Genomic DNA, 20,197 nt, shown 5'->3' on the forward strand with positions numbered 1-20,197 from the left:
TTATTAGGAGATTATTTATGAAAAAACTTTTTATTATATTATTTATGATTTTTGCAGTATCATACATCAATGAAAATTATGCTCAGAACAATACTAAAAAAGTTAATATAAGTTTTGACTATACAAAAAGACCGGGATTTGCAAGCAATCAAATAGCTGTTTGGGCTGAAGATAATAACGGTAGTTATATAGCCACAATATATATTACAGATTTTACAGGCAGAAGAGAAGGCTGGAAAAAAAGACCTTTATCATTAAATAATTGGCAGAAAAAAGCTAATGCATCAAAGATAGATAAAAAAATAGTTGATGCAGTATCTAAATCCACACCTAAACAGGGAAAAGTTAATATAGTTTGGGATTGCAAAGATAATCAAGGAAATATTGTAAAAGATGGTGATTATAGAATAGTTGTTGAAGCTGCTATATATCAGGATAATAATGTGCTTTATACTTCTGTTATTAACATAGGAAATCAAGCTAATTCACAAAAAGCATCATCAAAATATTCAAAGCCTGAAGCTGAAAATATGGACATAATAAAAAATGTGAATGTAAGTTTTATTCCTTAAATACTAATTTATTATTTTATTGACATATATGTTACTATAGTATATATTACTCTAGTTTCAAAACTATTTATAATTACGTGGACTATGTATACAAATCGGACTTCGTTAACACCCGCTTATTTTGCATTAGGAATGCAAAATTAATACATATTTATATACTAAAAAATAATAAATATACAATATATAAAACATTATTTTATAATTGATAATTACTAAATTTTTTATATATAATCTTGTCAAAGAATTTTGAAAAAAGTCTATTATTAATTGGAGATTTATGAAAATGAAAAAAACTATTAGCAGAATAATTATCTCTTTTATTTTATTAATAACATCATCTTTCTTTTTATGCTCAGAGGAATATGATACTAATTTCTATAAAAAACTTTTTGATGCAATGTTTGCAAATGAAGATGAATTAAAAGAAATGGGAAAAGACCCTAAAGAATATATGGAAAACTTGCTAAAAGAGACAGAAGAAAAAGCATTAAAAGAGAAAATGGAACTTTATAAAAAATATAATGTTATAGAAATAGATAGTTTAGAAGATGAATATCAAAGTACTGCAGAAGGTTATGGGGATTTAGAAGATGTTAAGAAGTTCATACAAAAATATGATATAAACGGAGTATATGACGGCTATACTTTGCTTTATACTTATTCAGGATATAGGGGCGAAACTAATATAATAGATTTCTTAATTGAAAATAATGCTGATATTTATAAAAAATCTATTAATGGTAAAACGCCTCTTTACAGTGCTGTAGATGATTATTTTTATGATGCTGCTGAAGTTATTTTGAAACATTATAAAGACAATGATGATATAAATGATGAGTTTTTGCTGGCAGTTAATCAAGAAAATGAGCCTATGTTAAGAATTTTATTAAAAAAGAAATTTTTATTCTTTGGAAATAAATTCAAAATGAATTTAGACAAAGGGCTTGAAATAGCACTTGATAAAGGCAATAAAGATATAGCGGCTGAATTAGTTTTAAGCGGGGCTAAAACTGATAATTTTTTATATTATTTTAAATTGGTATTTGGTAAATATTTAATTTTTATAGCTATGATGATTGCTTTATTTGCTTCTTTTATTTATGTATATAAAAGAAGATATATTCCTAATATTTATGAAGAGAGTATAATGTTTATAACTTTTAAAGATAAAGTAAACAATATGTATATTTACTGTTATACTTATTATTCTTTCGGACTATTATCTACAATGCTGGGTTTTTTTGGAAATATATTTATAAATAATAATAAGCTAAAAGGATATTATAATATAAACAGTAATTTTTCGGGGAATGATATTGCTATTTATGATTTGTATGATAATAAAAAAAATGATAAGGAATATTTTAGCTGGTATGATGTTGACATGGAAGCAAATGAAAAAGCTATAATAAAATTCGATTGTTCTCTTTATGATTTTATAAAGAGTGATAAAAATGAAATTGACTATATTGTGGAAATAGCTGACTCTAAAATTATGAATGGAGTTTTTGAAGTAAATAGAAATACTGATATTAAGGTAGAATATTCTAGATTAATGTTTAAAAAGGTTTCAAAAGGTAATCGTTTTATAGGGATGCTTTCCTATTTCTTTAATCTATATCATTTCAATATAAAGAATAAAGATAAAATTAATTCATATATAAACGGAGATAATAAATCGTATTCTGATAAAAAAAATGAATTGGAGATAAATGTTGAACAGATTTTAAAGAAACATGAGAGTATGTCATTAAACGATATTAAAACTAAATATTATGATAAACTTAAAGATTTTTATAATGCTGATAATATAGTATATTTAGATGATAAAACAATATGTGTATATAAAAGATTTGCTAAAATAGAAGCTAATAATAATCTTACAGTAAATAATATATCGCTTATAATTGATTTAGATAATGAAAAATTAATAAGCCCTTATTTTAAAGATTTTGTTAATAATGCTGATGAGATATTAAAAAGATATAATAGTAATTTTTATAAGGATATAGATAATTTAATTTTTCTTATAACAGAAGCGGGTATTATATTGATGAAAGATAAGGGGTATAAAAAAATATTTATTCCTTTATATGAGATAAAATATAATATTAATAAAGATCATTATTTGTCTTATTTATTTGATTAAATTTTTACAAATAAAATATTAATAATTTACTGCCTATATTTTTTACTATCAGAAAACTAATAATAAGGAGTTATGAGTTATATGATGGAATTAATAATTATAGCAGGAGTAATATTGGCAGCTCTTGTATTTATTGGTATACTGACAAATGATGCTAAAAATAATCCTGTTAAATTTTATAAAAATGATTTTTTTATGCTTAAAGATAAAATAAACAATATATATGTTTATATTTATGAATATAAAAAAAATGATATTGAAAGTTATAATTATTTATATAAAAATTACTCTAACAATAAAGGAAGAATATATATAAATAATAATAATGAATTTATTATAAATGAGGCTAATGTAAAATCTGAAAAAATAGAAGTTTATAATTATTATGATAGATATAACAATAATTTGATAAGCACTTTTGCTGAAATAAAATTCAAAACAAAATTAAATGATACATCAGAATCAAAAATAGAATATATTATTGAGTTTGATCCTTATACAAATGTTATAGATTCTACTGCAGATAAACTTAAAAACACTTTTAGAGAGACTGTAACAATAGAAGGTGTTTTTGAAATCATAAGAAAGCCTGAAGCAGAAGTAATAAGTTTGTATAATTCAGAAATATCAACATTAAAGAAAGCTGAGGAAAGATTCGTTTATAATGTATTTAATTTTAATTATTTTTTTATAAATGGAAAAGAAAAAATCAATTCATTTATTAATGGAGCTGAAGAGTTTTCAGATGAGTTTGTTAAAGAAAAAATAGAAGAAAATAATAGTATAATTGGATCGTATGTAAAAGAATATTATAAAAAAGATTGGCAGTCATTATTTGATGACAGCATCTTATCTTATATAGGTGATTATAATAATATTTATGATGAACTTAAAGAGTTTAAAAGTTTTAATATATTATACTATGATGATAAAATAATATGTATATATAAAAGATTTTCAAAATTAGAGGGTATTAATCTTGCCGAAATAAATAATCTCTTTGCTATATTTGAGTTAGACAGTCAAATATTAATAAGCTCTTATCTTAAAGACTTGGTAAATGAACCTGAAAAATTATTGAGAGAATATAATGCTGATAGTGATTTTTATTCTAATATAGATAATTTAGTTTTCGGAGTAACTGATTCATTTATTGTAATAATGAAGGAAAAAGGATATGGAAAAATATTTATTGATTATAAAAATATAAAAGAGTATATAAATAAAGATCATTATTTGTATTATTTATTTGATTAATTTAATTTTAAAGTGTTAAGCTAGCGGCGTCGAACATAACAACTAAAACAATAAGCCGAAGAGCTGACAACTTTAGTTGCGAGCTTATATTAAGTTATTTTATTGCTGCAGCAATAAAATGCAAACATAATAAAATATTAGAAAGCTAAATATAAAAATTATTGGCATCTGACATTCGTAAGAATGGCAGAGCCTATAAGCCAATAATTTTTATTAGAAATAATAAAAGGCTAACATAACAACTAATAAGTGAGCCGAAGCACTGACAACTTTAGTTGGCAGCTTATACTAAGCTGAGGCGAACATAACAACTAACAAGTGAGCCGAAGCCAGCTAGTGAGTTTACTCACTAGCTTATTATAGGCGTAGGCGAACATAACAACAATAGGAGCTATTATGAAAAATTTAATAACTAAATTTATGGATAAGGATATAATAATTTTGTTAGCAGCAGTTATTTTAGTAGCTGCTGTCATAATAATTATTAATATACCTAAAAATAAGGCTAAAAAAACCCTGTAAGATTTTATAAAAATAATTTTTTCATGCTTAAAGATAAAATTAACAATATATATGTTTATGTTTATGAATATAGAACAAATGATAATTATAATAATTTATACTTGACTAGCGATAATGTGTTTCCATATCTAGGAAGGGTATATATAAATAATGATAGTGGTTTTATTATGAATGATGTTTACTTTTCATCTGAAAGAATAGGAGTTAAAAATTATTATGATAAAGATAATCCAATTTTAACTACTAAACACTCATCAGAGGGTAATAGATCTTATAGATATGAGCCTGAAACTTTTGCTGAAATAAAATTCAAAACAAAATTAGATGGTACATCAAAATCAGAAATTGACTATGTTATTGAGTTTAAGCCTTATGACAGTATTGCTGACTATGTTGGCGATAATATTAAAAAAACTTTAAGAGAGCCTGTAAAAATAGAAGGAACTTTTGAAATTATAAGAGAAGATGAAGCAGAAATAATAAGACTGCATAATGCAGACATATTTGGTTTGTATAATGTTGAAAGCATTTTATTCAGTTCTGAGAGAATATTCTCTGGCAATGTATTTAATTTTGATTATCTTTTTATAAATGGAAAAGAAAAAATAAATTCTTCTATTAATGGAGTTAGAGAGTTTTCAGATGAGTTTTTAAAAGATAAAATAAACGAAAATAAGGATATAGTAGAATCGTATGTAAAAGAATCTAAAAAAAGACATTGGAAATCATTAATGGATGAGAGTATATTAAATTATATTGATAATTATGCTGATTATTATAATGAACTTAAAGAGTTTAAAAGTTTTAATATATTATACTATGATGATAAAACAATATCTTTATATAAAAGAGTTTCAAAGCTAGAAGATTTGAAGCTTTCTGAAATAGATAATATGTTTATGACATTTGAGTTGGAAAGTCAGAAATTAATAAGCCCTTATCTTAAAGACTTGGTAAATGATACTGAAGCATTATTAAAAAAATATAATGCCCCTAAAGATTTTTATTCAAATATAGATAATTTAATTTTCGGAGTAACAGATTCATTTATTATAATAATGAAAGAAAAAGGATATGGAAAAATATTTATTGATTATAAGAATATAAAAGATTATATAAATAAAGATCATTATTTGGCTTATTTATTTAATTAATTTATAAATAATATAAATGAAAATTTGATTTTGTTTTAATTATTATTTATAGTAAGTAATTGTTAAGGAATAATTATGACAGTTAAAGAAGAATTAGACAGTATGCTTGAAGAAAGTTTAAGAAAAATTATTGATATAATAAAAGAACAGCAGTATATAGATATGGAAACTAATGGAAAAAGTTATAGAAGAACTTGAAGAGCTTGAAAAATTAAAATATGATAAAAAAGATTTATATTCAAAAAGAATTAATTTAGAGTATAGATTAGTTTATCATATAGAAAATAATAACATCTTGCAAATATCATTATAGTAAAGAATAATTATTATTTAGTATGATTTAATACTATATTTTATCAAAGTAAATATAGTTTTTCATTAATCCAAGTAAAGAATATCGAATATTTTTATACAGAAATAAATTTTTATTGACATAATTAAAAAATGTATTTATAATCCTATACAATAGGAGGTTATATGATATGAAAGGTAGAATTTTAAAATTTTCATTCTTTTTATTAATTTCAAGTTTTTTATTCATTAATGTTTCATGTTCTAAAAAAACAGAAGAAAACACGAATATCCCTGAAGAGCTATACGGGCAATATTTTATGTCGCCAGATGAAACATATATGAAATCGGTTTATGTAATCGTAGGTTATGAGGGACTAGAAATTGATTATCCTAATGATGAATCTACAATAGAAGTTGTAAAAAAGTGTGCGGATATTGTACTAGAAAGCGACAGAGCTGTAAAAGGAGCTATAGGAAATGATGAGTTATCAAAAGTATCAGATAATTATTATAAAACTATATCTGCAAATGATGCTCACTTGGAGTTTAAATTTACTAATGGAGTACTTGAAATGTCTGTTTATGAAGGAACACAAAAGCTTAAATCAATTAATTTGCCTAAATTAGGAAAAAAATATTGAAAAATATCTTAATATGAATAAAATTATAATTAGATGCAATAAGGAGGTTATATGAAAAATCGTATTTTAAAATTTTTATTCGCTTTATTAGTTCCAAGTTTTTTAGTAATGGATTTATCTGCATATCCTAAAGAATCAGGTGTAATATCTCCTAAATGGTACGGCACTTATGTTGGAGACCCTAATAATTCTGAAGAGAAAATAAGAAAAATGATTGTAACAGTAGGTTCTGAAGGTATAAGAATTATGATAAGGGGAGAAAATTATGAAGGCGGTATGCTAAATGAAAACTTATTAAAAGTGTCAGATAATTATTATAAAACTGCAGATGAAGACGGCAATTATGCAGAATTTAAATTTACTGATACATCACTCGAACTTATTTATAATATTAGCGGAGAAGAACCAATTATAATCACTGTAATAAAACAAAAAAAATGATTTTTAAAGTTATAAGTTTTAAAAATTATGGGTGTCAAAGATAAACGATTATATTAAGCAAGTTTATCGCTGGCAATAATAAAAAGCGAGCATAACAATTAACAAGCGAGCCGAAGCCAGCTAGTGAGTTTACTCACTAGCTTATTATAGGCGAACCGAGTAGGCACACTTCGTGTGGGCGAGCATAACAATAATAGGAGTTATTTATGGATATTGAACTTATCATAGGTATTTTAGTTTTTATTGTATCTCTGGGGCCTCTGGTATTATATCTTAATATTGGTAAAATTCTACCGTCGCTAAAGAAATGGTATTCTAAAAATAAAATATGGTTAAATGAAAAAGAATTATTTATGCTGAAAGATAAAATAAATAATATATATATTAATTGCTATAAAATTAAATATGATGAACATTATTATTCATACGGGGCATCCTGCCGTAAGTTGAGAGATGTATCTCCTTCATTAGATTTCGATTTGTGGGCACATGAATATTTTGACTCTTTTTCAGGGCAAATATTTATAAATAACAGCGATGAATTAATTATTCGTGAAACTAGTCCGTTATACATAGATCAAATTATAGTTTATCATGATTATGATGTTAAATATTTTAAAGAAATATATTTCAAACAAAATCATTCAGCTATACGAAAGAGAGATAAATTTGAGTCAAAAGAAGGGATAAGAGATAAATTGACAAGAATAACATTCAGAAAAGAATTAGATTATGAAAAAGCATCAAAAATTGAATATACTATGGATATTGAAAATAAAAGAATAGAAGGAGTTTTTGAAGTTATTAGAAAGCCTGAAATAGAAATAAAAGAATTTTTTCTTCCAATTGAACAGATAGATTCCTATGATACAGCTTGGTCTGATATGAATAACATGATGACTAATTATTTGTTTAATTTCAATTTTCCTTTTATTAAAGGAAAAGAAAGAATAAATAAGGCTATCAGCGGAACTTATAATTATGATGAAAAATTCAAACAAGAAAAAGGAAAAGAGCTTGAAGAGAAATTGAACCATAAAGATGGGCTTTTAGAAGATAAATTCTGTCTTGATGATAAAACTTGTATTGCATATTATAATAAACTTAGTAATTTTAGATGCCTTGATATATTATACTATGATGATGAAGTAATATGCGTATACAAAAGAACTGTAGAAGTAGAAGCACCTAAAGAAATTATATTAAAAAATCATTCTCTTATATTTGAATTAGAAAGCGAAAGAAGTATAAGTTCTTATTTAAGAGATTTAGTTGCTGATAGTAAGGAATTATTATCTAATTATGAACTTACTGATAATTTTTATAATAATATAGATAATGTAATATTTCTTTTAACAGATACAGGAATTATAGTAATGCCTGAATACCCAAATATGGAGCTTAATGATAGAGATATGAATTTAGAAAATACTGCAGAAAGAATATTTATCCCTACAGATCATTTAAAAAATTATCTGAATGAAAGTCATTATTTATTTAAATTTTTTAATAGGAGATAATTAATTTTTATATTTTTGAAGTATTTGCAAAATATAAAAGGTTATAAGAAAAATAAAAGGTAAATATAGCAACAAAAAATAATATATTTGTTACAAAACTAATTTTATTTATGATAGTGGGGACTAGCCCTACGAAGTACACAGTCGTGCCACACCCCCACTTCTTTTGCCGTCTAGGCACCTACTCGGTGGTGACCCATACGAAGTACGCCTGCGGCGAGAAGCAAAAGGACTGCATATTTATATACTAAAATAATAAGTTATACAACATGTAAAACTTTATTTTCATAATTTATAAATTATCAAAATTTTATATATAATATTGTCAAGTACTTTTAAAACAACTCTAATATATATTTTAAGCGAGTTTATTGCTGGCAGCAATAAAATACAAACATAATAAAATATTAGAAAGCTAAATATAAAAATTATTGGCAGAGCCTATAAGCCAATAATTTTTATTAGCAATAATAAAAGGCGAGCATAATAATTAACAAGCGAGCCAAAGCCAGCTAGTGAGTTTACTCGCTAGCTTATATACGGTGGCGTCAAGCATAACAATAAAAAATAATTTTTAAATCAATAAACGAGCAGCTGGCAACTTTAGTTGTCAGCTCATATTAAGCGAGTTTATTGCTAGCAACAATAGGAGTATTTATGATATCATTTGGAATATTGGAACCATTAAGACTTTTTCTTATTAGTGATTATTTTTGGCCTATTTTGTTTGGAGCAATTGCCATTTTTCTATCTGTATTTTTTCTAATTGAGAAGAAAGCAAAAAAATGGTATGCTAAAAATAAAATATTGGTATATGAAAAAAGTTTTTTCATGCTGAAAGATAAAGTAAATAATATATATATTAATTGCTATAAATATAAAGATAATAATTATGATGAATGGTACAGAAAATACCGCGGTAAAATTAAGTATGTACTTAAATCAAAATTTGACAATTTCGCACGTGAATATTTTGCTTCTTTTACAGGTCAAATGTTTATAAATAGCGAAAATAAATTAATGATTCGTGAAACTAATGAATTAAATAATAATCAAATTAATGTTTACCGTGATTATGATATGGCTTATTTTGAAAGACTAGAGGAAAAGCAATTTAAATACGATGATCCTTATGAAAAGTCCTGGAAAGAAGTACGTAAATTTGGCGGTTGGAGTTCAAAAGAAAACAATAGAGAAATTTTATTAAAGATAAAATTCAAAAGAGAATTCGATTATGAAAGAACATCAGAAATTGAATATACTATGGATATTGAAGGCGGAAGAGTAGAAGGAGTTTTTGAAGTTATTAAAAAGCCTGAAATGGAAATAAAAGAGTTTTATATTCCAGTAGAACAGACTACTTTTACTGATGATAAATATTCAGCTTATCTTGGTATGGATGAAGTAAGAAAAATGCTTACTAATTATTTATTTAATTTCAATTATCCTTTTATTAGAGGCAAAGAAAGAATAAATATGGCTATCAGCGGAGCTTACAATTTTGATGAAAGATTCAAAGAAGAAAAAGGAAGAGAGATTGAAGAAGAATTAAAAAATAAAGAGCTTATTATAGAAAAATTCCATCATTATGATCAAAACAAAGCCTATTATGCCGATAAAATTGGTATTATATATTATAAGAAACTTAAAGACTTTAGATGCTTTGATATATTATACTATGATGATGAATTAATATGCATATACAAAAGAACTGTAAAGGCATATGAAAGAAGCGATGAAGCTATGGTAAAAAATCATTCTTTTATATTTGAATTGAACGGAGAGAAAAGTATAAGTTCATATTTAAAAGATTTAGTTATTGATAGTAAAGAGTTATTATCTAAATATATAGTTGGCGACTATTTTTATGATAATATAGATAATTTAATATTTCTTTTAACAGATACAGGTATTATAGTGATGCCTGAATATACAAATCTAATTCTTAATGATGAGGATTATGATTTAGAAAATACAAATAAAAAAAATGCCGATAAAATATTTATTTCATCAGCTAATTTAAAAAATTATTTAAATAGAAGTCATTCTTTATTTAGTTTTTTTGATAGGCAATAATTGATTTTTATTTATGTATATAATATAATCCACAAAAAATAATTTTTGAGTTAAATAAATATTATGGCAAAGTTATTATACAGTATTTTACATGACGAATATTTTATTTTGATTATTTCTATTATTGTTTTAGTTATTATTTTTAAACTTTTAATGAAAAATAAATACCGTCCTTATTTTTATGTAAAAGATATAACTTTTTTTATACTTAAAGATAATATTAATAATGTATATATTTACTGCAATAGATTTGAAAATATTGATGAGGGTATTCATTATTTGTATATGGGTAAAATATTTATAAATAATGCAGATTTATTTGGTATTTATGAGATCGCAGGCAACAGTAAAAAAATTGAAGTTTTTGATTATTATACTGAAGAGTTTATAACTTTAAATAGAAAAAATATTGCAGAAATAAATTTAAAAAATAATAGTCTTTCAAAAATTGAATATGATATGTACATTAATGGTAAAAAAATAATAGAAGGTATTTTTGAGATAATTGATAAACCTAAAATAAATATAAAAAAATTCCATATATGCGGATTTAAATATTTAAAAACTAATGATAGAGGATTAACTGTAACAATTCTTAATCATTTATTTGATTTTTATTATGCATTCATAGACTATAAAGAAAAAATAAATTTTTATGTTAACGGAGAAAATAGTTTTTCAGAAGATTTTAAATATAAAAAAGAAAAAGAGCTTTCAGATGAAGTTAGTTCATTTCTCAAACAATTCTCTACTTATGAGCTAAAACAATATTTTGTAAAAATTAAAGATTTATATGCTTTTAATATATTATACTTAGATGAAAAAAGTATTTGTATATATAAAAGAATTACTCAAATGAAAGAAAATAAAAAACTCATAATTAATAATATTTCTCTTATTTATAATTTGAATAATCAGCAATTAATAAGTTCTTATTTTAAAGATTTAGTAAATAATTCTTATGAAATATTAAAAAAATATAATGCACCTGATAATTTTTATAATGATGATTTATTATTTCTTATAACAGATATTGGTATTATAGTAATGTCTCCTTATGGCTATGAAAAAATATTCATTAAGTCAAGTGATATAAAAGAATATATAAATAAAGATAATTATTTGGCTTATTTATTTGATTGATTTTATCTTTCTGAGATTACTCTGATTCTTTATAAAGTATCACTATATATAGGATATAAACATTAATTTTTGGAAACTGCAATAAAAATTTAAAACATTTAAATATCAGAATTATGTGTATATGATGAGATTCACAATAACTTAATAATTTTTTATTATGTAAAATAAAGAAGTAAAAAAATAAAATATCTCAGCTAATTATTAATTATCAGCTGAGATACAATATTTTAAACAATTAATTTATTATTCAGCTACAACTGAAATAGTTTTCTTTCCGAATTTATTAGTATGGAACTTAACATAACCAGAAGCAGTAGCAAATATAGTGTGATCGCGACCTATATCAACATTTCTTCCAGCATGGAATTGAGTACCGCGTTGTCTAACTATAATATTGCCTGATATAACTTTCTGACCGCCGTAAACTTTAACACCTAAACGTTTAGATTGACTATCGCGTCCGTTTTTAGAACTTCCGCCGCCTTTTTTATGTGCCATTTTTATACTCCTCTTTATATTTTATAAAATCAGGATACTCTTTAATTAAAGATTTTATACCTATCAAATATCCATTACTAACTATTTTATACTCTATTTTTTTATTATTCTCAAGTTTATCAAAATTAACAAGTTCTAAACTCAAAAATCCATTATTTATTTTGTACTTTAAAAACTTATTTCCCACTATAGATAATAAAGCCTTATACATAGCCTGTGTTAATGTACTCAAAGCTATACAAACTTCATAACCTTCACCAGATTTTTTAATACCGGCATGCCCTTCAACTGTTATGCTTTGTATAATAGATTCTATATTGTATACTACATTAACAGATGAAGCCATTAAACAGCTATATCTTCAATAGTTATTTTATGATATTTATGTCTATGACCTGTTTTTCTTCTATAGTCTTTTCTTCTTTTATGTTTACCAATAACTACTTTATCGCCTTTCATCATTTCTACTATTTTAGAACTTACTTTAACGCCGTCAACATAAGGTGTTCCTACTAAAACACTTTCATCATCTTTTTTAAGAAGAAGAGTTTTAATTTCAGGAGCTTCTTTAGCATCATCGCCTAGATATTCTACTAAAATATCCTGACCTTTTTCCACCTTGTATTGCTTACCTTTTACTTCTACGATTGCATACATTATTGCTTATCTCCAATTTATATATATTTTTATTTTATACAATACTATGAGTACTCTATATTACTATATTAAATTATTTTTGTCAAGCATAAAAATAAAAAACTATCATGGCTAAAAAATAAATTAATGTTTTAAATAAATAGATTTTTTTATAAAAATATTGTAATATATAGTTCAATGAATAAAAAAATTTTAGAAAAAATTAAAGAACTGCATAATCAGGACAAGCACCAGAAAATCATAGAAATTATTTATTCTATAGAAGAAGATAAAAGAGATTATGAAATAATTCTGCTGTTTGCCAGAGCTTTAAACAATGTGCAGAATTATGATGAAGCATTGGATAATCTTATGTATATAAGAGAGGAAGGATTATTTGATCCTGTATGGTATTACAGAACAGGATATGCTTATTATCATAAAAATGAGAAAAATACTGCTAAGCAATATTTCAGCAAGGCTATAGAATTATTTGAAAATTATAACAAAAAAAATATAGAAAATTTTGAAGATATATCAAAGAACATAAAAAATTTATATTCTTTATGCTTTGAAGATGAGGATAATGGATTAAGTTTTGCTCAAAGGGTAAAATCATTTTGGAAATGGTTTGAAGATAATGAAGCAGAAATTGATAATATAATCAAAAATAAAAACAAAGATATAGTTCATTTTCTATCCAATGCTGCAAAGATAATATCTGATAATTTAGCTTTTAATATAGGCAGGAATTATAATTTTACTTTTAATATAGACGGCAAAAATTATCTGTTTTATCTAACTCCAAGAATAATATCTGATATGCCGGAAAAGTTAAAAGAAAAATGGACTTTTATGCCTTTTATACCTAGTTCTAATGGCGTAAACTTTACTATTGAAATACATAATAAAAGAATAGAAACTCAGGATGTTTTTGTTAAAATAGAATTCGATGATGAAAATGATAAATTTGATTTAGTGTTCTATAATAAAGATTTAAATGATTTTGATAAAGAAGAAGCATATAATATATTTTTCCTCATTATGGAAAATTCTATAGGAGAAGGTTTGTCAAGGGTATATATAAGATATGCCGATATAAGTAATAGAAAATTAAATAATATGATTCCTCTTGTAGAATTAGAAAAATACATAAAAAAAACATTATCCTTCCATAGAAAAAAAATTATCACTAATCCAATAAATCAATATTTAGCATACACTTCAGAACCTAGACAATCCAATGCATTAAGATATGATATAATAGCAGGAACTACATCATATTATGAAACAGTAAATGATTATTACAATGAAAATACAGATGATATAATAGAAATATCTAAATGCGGAGCTAGAGCAATATTTTTATATTATACATATAATTACATAAATGATGATGAATCAAGAAAAGAAATATTAAATGAGAGGTATGAAATACAGGAAAGATTGGAAAAAGAAGTTCTTGCAAGCGGAGATAAAGAAGCTGATATAGGAATTGTACTTGGCGGAGCTATGGGAGTATACAATATTTATATAGATCTGATTGTTTATGATGAAAATGAATTTATAAGGAGGGCTAAAATCCTGCTTGCTGAATATGAAAGAAATTTCTATATATCAAAATTAAGAAAAAACTCAGATATAAAAAACATATTTGATTTATAAATTATTTAGCCGCAGCAGTACTCATCATTCTGTCATTAAATTTCTTTTTTATTCTATCAAATTTTTCTCTTGTTCTTATTATAGTAGAACTCATTTTACTAATGGCTCTTTGATTCGCTGCATACAATGCTAATGATTTTCTAGCATATTGCACCATCTCATTTTTTTTATCCGGATATAAATTTATTAATTTTATTATAGTATTATAATATCCCTCATTTGCAGCTATCATTCTATAATGCTTCATTTCAATATCATTAATTTTATTTTCACCTTCTTCTACATTCACTAATGAAGAAAAATTATCGTTATTATTATTATTTTTATAAGGTATATCTTCCATAGCAGACATCAAGTTTTCTATAGTATACATATAATCTTCTCTTGATGCCTCCTCTCCCCTATTCAAAAATACTATAGGATCGCTGTCAGAACTTTGATTTATAATTTCAGATTTATCATCTATTGTATTTACATACGCCTTCTTAGGATTGAGAACTTCTTTATCATTGTCAGTAACAACATCAACAAGACCTTCATCAAGAACAACTATAGTAGAACCATCTTCTGCAAAAGCAACCTCGAAACTCGTCCCCCTCACCACAGAAGTAGTAGTTGCTGTATGTACTTCAACTAAGGCTCCCGCATTTTTATTTATATTAACTTTAATATAGCCCTCTAATAAAGACAAAGAAACTCTATTATCTTCTTTTGAAATAGGTTTATTAACGAGAATTATACTATTCTGAGGAACTACAATAGAACCTATTTTGTCTCCCCTTCTGCTTAAAGTGAGATCAACTTGAGTATCAGCTGATGTTCTTAATCTATATTCACTATGTACTTCACTTCCTCTGAAAGCTCTCAATGATTTATTTATATCTGGTTTTTCTATGAAGGCTATGCCGGATATACCTGTAACTTTAAAAGATATATCCTGTGATAATAAAATATTGCATAATGAAAAAGCAAACAATATTGCTGATAAAAATATTCTATTAAGCATAAATATACTCCTTAGTTTTAATAAACAACATCACTAAGTAATATAAGTGTATAATTTAGAATAAAAAAAGTCAATAGTCATAAAATTCAAAATTACATATTTATATTAATATTCGGCAATGTAGGATAAGTAAATAGCATATTTAAATTAAAATCCTGAATATTCAAATAAACATCATTTTTTGTATCGAAACATACACTTATTATATATAAGTCATCAAGTATAAAAGAAGCAAAAAACAAATTATCAGCATTTCTCACTTCTCTCTCAAGCAAATCAACCTCTATAGAATTTTTTATATCAAAAATAGTTTTTCCAAGCATTTTTATGTACGCTTCTTTAATTGTCCATATAGTAAAAAAATCTATTTCTAATTTATGAGTATTTTTAAGATATTCAACTTCACTTTTATAAAAATATTCTTCTGCAATAGCAAAATAATCCCTATCCCTTATATTTTCGGCATCTATTCCGACATTATACTCATCGCTCATAACAGCAGCAAATAACTGCGAAGTATGCGTTCCATTAAAATATATACTATTTTCATTTTTGAAATAAGGTTTTTTATTTTCTTCTCTCTCTATGATTAAATTATTTTTATTATAATGATTCTCAGACATAGAAAAAATCAAATTTTCTAATGTTTTTCTTGCCTCTGCCCTATTAGTATTATCACTGAAATTATACTCTAAATAAGTCATAAATATTAACCTATCTTATTAAATAAACTTCCCTATCAATGTATGGCTTTTTATCTCTGTAACTTCAGCATTAAAAATATCGCCCATATTAAGTTCTTTATCTTTTTTTACAAGTATTATCCTATTTTCTTTGCTTCTGCATAAATAATGCATATTATCTTTGGCTATATCATCTATCATCACAGATGTTTTTTTACCAACCTGATTAGCTAATAGTTTCTGAGCTAATTCTCTTTGATAATTTACGAGATTAGTAAGCCTTCTGGCACCTGCTGCTTTATCATACTGTATTTTTTTTCTATGCGCTATAGTACCTTCCCGCTCTGAATATTTATAAAGATATGCTTCTTCAAAACCAATACTTTCAAGTAATTCTAATGTTTCATTATACTCATCTTCTGTTTCATCAGCATAACCTACTATTACATCAGTAGATACAGGAAAATCTTCAGCATAATCTCTTAAATATGATACTTTTTTTATATATTCTTCTTTTGTATATTTTCTGTTCATAAGATTTAATATTCTGTCTGAACCGCTTTGAAAAGGAAGATGTATATGTTTGCATAAACTATTTAGATTCCATATAGCATCGGCTAAATCTTTATCAAAATCTTTTGGGTGAGAAGTTAAAAACCTTATCCAAACCTTGTCTTTAGCCTTTTCATCAATAACTTTGTCTAATTTGTATAATAAATCTGTAAAATTAATCTCATTGTCAATATCAAGCCCATAAGAATTAACATTCTGACCTAAAAGAGTAATCTCTTTAGCCCCTTCATCTATTAATCTTTTTAATTCTTCTGCTATTTCGCCTGACTTTCTGCTTACCATATTACCGCGTGTATGAGGCACTATACAGTAAGTACACCAATTATTACAGCCATGCGATATAGGTATAAATGCTTTATGAGGCTTATCTTCATCTACATAGGATTTATTAAATATATAATTATCATTAAACTTCTTAACAAAAACCTCTTCATCTTTCAAATAGTCTACAATATTAACTTCATTGTATACATCAAATATCTTATCAGCTCCAAGATTTTCAAGATGATCTTTTGAAGTCTGAGCCATACAGCCCATAATGATTATTTTTGTGTCTTTTTTATTCTTTTTCCTATTTGCATTAAAGAGTTTTACTCTTGAAAATACTCTCTCTTCAGCATGTGCTCTAACACTGCATGTATTTATTATGATATTATCAGCATTTTCATAATTTTCTGTCTGTATAAATCCTTCCTGCATAAGTGAATTTATTAAACTATTTGAATCCGCCTTATTCATCTGGCATCCGTAATTTTCTAGGTAAAAATTCTTCATATTCTAATCTTTTTATTATTATTTTTTTATGAATTTGGATCTTATATCTTCAACTAGTATTTCCGGCACTAATCCGTCTATAGGTCCGTTAAATTTAAGTATTTCCTTTATTAAAGAAGAACTTACATAAGCATAATGTTCTGATGTATGCAAAAATATAGTATCCATTTCTGGATATAATAATTTATTCATTCTGGACATTCTTAATTCATAGTATAAATCTTCACTATCTCTTATCCCTCTTGCTAATACCTTTATATCATTTTGCTTCATATATTCCGTAACAAGCCCAGATATAGATACAATTTCTATAGCATCATTATCCCCTATTACCTTTTTTATCATATTTTTTCTTTCTTCTATCGTAAAAGTAGGAGATTTTTCCAAATTAAGTGCTACAGATATATAAACTTTATTAAATATATCAGCAAGCCTATAGAGAACATCGAGATGTCCCAATGTAAAAGGGTCAAAAGTACCCGGAAATATTACTTTTCCATTTTTCATAATGATAAAGTATATACAAAATTAATATAATATCAATATAAAAAATAACATTTATTTTAATACTTAAACAATTTAATAGATTTGTTTCAAAACTTATTGATATATTAAGTATGAAATTATTTTTTTAATTATAAATATAATGTTTAATATATTGTAAGATTTATTATTTTAGTATACTAACATACATCTTTATATAGAGTGCTTCAAGATCTAGTACCTGAAATCATAAATAAAATTAGTTTGGAAGAAAGTATAATATACAAGCATAATATTGTGATTTGTATATATAAAAAATATAAAAAAAATAAATATTTTTTTTATTTATATGTTATAATTTAAAGAATAAATATTTATTAGGAGTTACCTATGGCTCATGTTAATAAAACTGAAATAAGAGTAATATATGCTGATACTGATCAAATGGGGGTAGTTTATCATTCAAATTATTTAAGATATTTTGAGATAGGAAGGACGGAGCTTTTAAGGGAGTTAGGCATTTCCTATAAAGATATGGAAGAAAAATACGATATAATGCTTCCTGTAAAAGAGGCTTTTGTAGATTATAAAGTTTCTATAAGATATGATGAAGTTATAGTAGTTTATACTAGTGTTGAAAAACTAAAAAATGTATCATTAAAACTAAAATATGAAATAAGAAGCAAAGAAAACGAAAAAATATTATATAGTACAGGTTATACGCTTCACCCTTTTGTGAATAAAAAAGGACAAATAGTAAAACCAGATGAATATCTATACAGTATAATGTCCAAAGGTAAATAATATATGAGTTGGCTTAATGTTATATTAACTGTTTTATCTTCTGCTAATATGGTTGGAGATTTGGTAAAAACAACAACTATGGAAAATAGAACAAAAAAACTATATAATAAATTAGATGAAAAAGAAAAGGAAATAATAGAAAAAGTAGAATCTAAAACTAGAAAAGAATTTCAATATATATATTCAGAAATAAATTCTTTAAAAATAGTTGTAAGATTTTTATTCTTTATTTCACTAATACTATTAATTTTATTTATAATTTCATTGATATTTATAATTTTTGTTTTAAAATATAAAAATATAATTTAATTTTGAGGATTTTATATGGCTACTGCAGCAAAAAAAAATAAAAAGGCTTTAACTTGCTCTGTAATTACTAGAATTGGACCTATACTGAGATCCATAAAAATAGATCATGTAGAGATACCTTCGCATGATGGATATGTTTCAATACATTTGGATCATTGCCCGTATATAGTAAGAATAGGTTACGGCGAACTCAAAATATATAACGAAGATAATAAACTTATAAATATGTATGTAGAAGATGGTATAGCTGAAGTTACAAACAATGTTATAGGAATATTAGTAGAAACTGCTTTATATCCAAAAGATATAGATGCTGCTATATTAAAAGATGAAATAAATAAATTATCTAGTCAAATGGTTATAAATCCTGAAGAAGCAAGAAGAAACAATGAAAAAATAGCTAAACTTAATAAACAAATAGAAATTTCTTCTAAATAATATGCTATTGTAATTTTAGTATTATCCGATAATTTAGTTGACATATTTTTATAGCTTAATTATAATATAATATGTTAACTAAAAAATTTATATTAGATGATTGAATATGCCTAAAATAGAAGATTTAGAAAGATTAGGAAGTATTGCTTTTTTAATAGGAAATAAAGCATTACCAAAAGAAATATCAAAAAGCGACTATGACAGTTTTAAGTCAGTTTTTACAGACGAACATATGGCTAGTTCCATGCCGTCAGAGGATAATGGTTTACCTTCTATTGATGATTTAGATAGTTTAGATCTTCCTGAAGACTCTGATGATGATAAAGTATCTGCTGATATAGATGATTTAAAACTGCCTGAAGATTTAGATGATGATAAAGTATCCGCTGATATAGATAATTTGGATCTTCCTGAAGACTCTGATAATGATAAAGTGTCAGCTGATATAGATGATTTGGATCTTCCTGAAGATAATGATAAAGTATCTGCTGATATAGATAATTTGGATCTTCCTGAAGATTATGATAATGATAAAGTGTCAGCTGATATAGATGATTTA

General features: G+C 24.8%; 21 protein-coding genes and 2 pseudogenes. 16 read left to right on the forward strand and 7 right to left on the reverse strand.

Translation table 11 applies throughout. From position 1 onward, the window contains the following. Positions 1–17 precede the first annotated feature (17 nt). The 11 genes and pseudogenes from BFL38_RS03010 (at position 18) to BFL38_RS03050 (ending at position 11,769) form a co-directional block, all read left to right on the forward strand. Complete coding sequence (locus BFL38_RS03010) at positions 18–572, forward strand: DUF2271 domain-containing protein (RefSeq protein ID WP_069725647.1); 555 nt, start codon at positions 18–20, stop codon at positions 570–572. A gap of 283 nt (positions 573–855) precedes the next feature. Further along, positions 856–2,721, forward strand: a complete 1,866-nt coding sequence (locus tag BFL38_RS03015) for an ankyrin repeat domain-containing protein (RefSeq protein WP_083249364.1) — start codon at positions 856–858, stop codon at positions 2,719–2,721. Positions 2,722–2,802: 81 nt separating this feature from the next. After that, positions 2,803–3,978, forward strand: a complete 1,176-nt coding sequence (locus BFL38_RS03020; RefSeq protein ID WP_069725649.1) for a hypothetical protein — start codon at positions 2,803–2,805, stop codon at positions 3,976–3,978. Positions 3,979–4,374: 396 nt separating this feature from the next. Continuing rightward, a pseudogene (locus tag BFL38_RS03025) lies at positions 4,375–5,654 on the forward strand (hypothetical protein). A gap of 75 nt (positions 5,655–5,729) precedes the next feature. Further along, complete coding sequence (locus tag BFL38_RS15360) at positions 5,730–5,852, forward strand: hypothetical protein (protein WP_256097183.1); 123 nt, start codon at positions 5,730–5,732, stop codon at positions 5,850–5,852. Further along, on the forward strand, positions 5,827–5,967 hold the full coding sequence (locus BFL38_RS15070) for a type II toxin-antitoxin system YoeB family toxin (RefSeq protein ID WP_256097184.1): 141 nt from the start codon (positions 5,827–5,829) through the stop codon (positions 5,965–5,967). Before BFL38_RS15360 ends, BFL38_RS15070 begins: the two co-directional genes overlap by 26 nt. Before the next feature lie 169 nt (positions 5,968–6,136). Beyond that, positions 6,137–6,589, forward strand: coding sequence for a hypothetical protein (locus BFL38_RS03030; RefSeq protein WP_069725651.1), 453 nt, complete (start codon positions 6,137–6,139; stop codon positions 6,587–6,589). Positions 6,590–6,640: 51 nt separating this feature from the next. Further along, the gene (locus tag BFL38_RS03035) at positions 6,641–7,030 is read left to right on the forward strand and encodes a hypothetical protein (RefSeq protein ID WP_069725652.1); all 390 of its coding nucleotides are present in this window, start codon (positions 6,641–6,643) and stop codon (positions 7,028–7,030) included. Positions 7,031–7,236: 206 nt separating this feature from the next. Further along, a complete protein-coding gene (locus BFL38_RS03040; protein WP_069725653.1) occupies positions 7,237–8,550 on the forward strand; it encodes a hypothetical protein in 1,314 nt (437 codons plus the stop codon). Between the two features lie 657 nt (positions 8,551–9,207). Continuing rightward, complete coding sequence (locus BFL38_RS03045; protein WP_069725654.1) at positions 9,208–10,626, forward strand: hypothetical protein; 1,419 nt, start codon at positions 9,208–9,210, stop codon at positions 10,624–10,626. Positions 10,627–10,689: 63 nt separating this feature from the next. Further along, positions 10,690–11,769 carry a hypothetical protein gene (locus BFL38_RS03050; RefSeq protein ID WP_069725655.1) on the forward strand — a complete coding sequence of 360 codons (1,080 nt, stop codon included), beginning with the start codon at positions 10,690–10,692 and terminating at the stop codon, positions 11,767–11,769. Positions 11,770–12,012: 243 nt separating this feature from the next. On the opposite strand, the gene rpmA is transcribed toward BFL38_RS03050, so the two are convergent. From rpmA to rplU, 3 genes are read right to left on the reverse strand one after another with little or no spacing between them, the layout of a single operon-like run. Continuing rightward, the gene (rpmA, locus tag BFL38_RS03055; RefSeq protein ID WP_008722752.1) at positions 12,013–12,267 is read right to left on the reverse strand and encodes a 50S ribosomal protein L27; all 255 of its coding nucleotides are present in this window, start codon (positions 12,265–12,267) and stop codon (positions 12,013–12,015) included. Then, positions 12,257–12,613, reverse strand: a complete 357-nt coding sequence (locus BFL38_RS03060) for a ribosomal-processing cysteine protease Prp (RefSeq protein ID WP_069725656.1) — start codon at positions 12,611–12,613, stop codon at positions 12,257–12,259. Before BFL38_RS03060 ends, rpmA begins: the two co-directional genes overlap by 11 nt. Continuing rightward, positions 12,613–12,924, reverse strand: coding sequence for a 50S ribosomal protein L21 (gene rplU / locus BFL38_RS03065; RefSeq protein ID WP_008722750.1), 312 nt, complete (start codon positions 12,922–12,924; stop codon positions 12,613–12,615). Before rplU ends, BFL38_RS03060 begins: the two co-directional genes overlap by 1 nt. A gap of 177 nt (positions 12,925–13,101) precedes the next feature. Here rplU and BFL38_RS03070 point away from each other — a divergent pair, with 177 nt between their 5' ends. Continuing rightward, on the forward strand, positions 13,102–14,568 hold the full coding sequence (locus BFL38_RS03070) for a tetratricopeptide repeat protein (RefSeq protein ID WP_069725657.1): 1,467 nt from the start codon (positions 13,102–13,104) through the stop codon (positions 14,566–14,568). A gap of 1 nt (position 14,569) precedes the next feature. Here BFL38_RS03070 and BFL38_RS03075 read toward each other — a convergent pair whose 3' ends face one another. The 4 genes from BFL38_RS03075 to coaD form a co-directional block, all read right to left on the reverse strand. Further along, entirely contained in the window at positions 14,570–15,574 is a 1,005-nt protein-coding gene (locus BFL38_RS03075) for a FecR family protein (RefSeq protein WP_069725658.1), read from the reverse strand. A 92-nt stretch (positions 15,575–15,666) separates the two neighbouring features. After that, entirely contained in the window at positions 15,667–16,278 is a 612-nt protein-coding gene (locus BFL38_RS03080) for a 4'-phosphopantetheinyl transferase family protein (protein ID WP_069725659.1), read from the reverse strand. An 18-nt stretch (positions 16,279–16,296) separates the two neighbouring features. After that, the gene (gene miaB / locus BFL38_RS03085) at positions 16,297–17,604 is read right to left on the reverse strand and encodes a tRNA (N6-isopentenyl adenosine(37)-C2)-methylthiotransferase MiaB (protein ID WP_069725660.1); all 1,308 of its coding nucleotides are present in this window, start codon (positions 17,602–17,604) and stop codon (positions 16,297–16,299) included. 18 nt (positions 17,605–17,622) lie between these two features. Next, positions 17,623–18,111, reverse strand: a complete 489-nt coding sequence (gene coaD / locus BFL38_RS03090; RefSeq protein ID WP_069725661.1) for a pantetheine-phosphate adenylyltransferase — start codon at positions 18,109–18,111, stop codon at positions 17,623–17,625. A gap of 366 nt (positions 18,112–18,477) precedes the next feature. On the opposite strand from coaD, the gene BFL38_RS03095 reads away from it, so the two are divergent. The 4 genes and pseudogenes from BFL38_RS03095 to BFL38_RS03110 all read left to right on the forward strand — a co-directional run. Beyond that, positions 18,478–18,891 carry an acyl-CoA thioesterase gene (locus tag BFL38_RS03095; protein WP_069725662.1) on the forward strand — a complete coding sequence of 138 codons (414 nt, stop codon included), beginning with the start codon at positions 18,478–18,480 and terminating at the stop codon, positions 18,889–18,891. A 3-nt stretch (positions 18,892–18,894) separates the two neighbouring features. Further along, positions 18,895–19,200, forward strand: coding sequence for a hypothetical protein (locus BFL38_RS03100; protein ID WP_008722735.1), 306 nt, complete (start codon positions 18,895–18,897; stop codon positions 19,198–19,200). A 15-nt stretch (positions 19,201–19,215) separates the two neighbouring features. Then, positions 19,216–19,638 (forward strand): F0F1 ATP synthase subunit delta/epsilon, encoded by a 423-nt coding sequence (locus BFL38_RS03105; RefSeq protein WP_069725663.1) that lies wholly within the window; start codon positions 19,216–19,218, stop codon positions 19,636–19,638. Between the two features lie 106 nt (positions 19,639–19,744). Beyond that, positions 19,745–20,197, forward strand: a pseudogene (locus tag BFL38_RS03110) (periplasmic flagellar collar protein FlcA); the annotation flags it as partial.

Source organism: Brachyspira hampsonii (assembly GCF_001746205.1).
Classification (GTDB): Bacteria; Spirochaetota; Brachyspiria; order Brachyspirales; family Brachyspiraceae; genus Brachyspira; species Brachyspira hampsonii_B.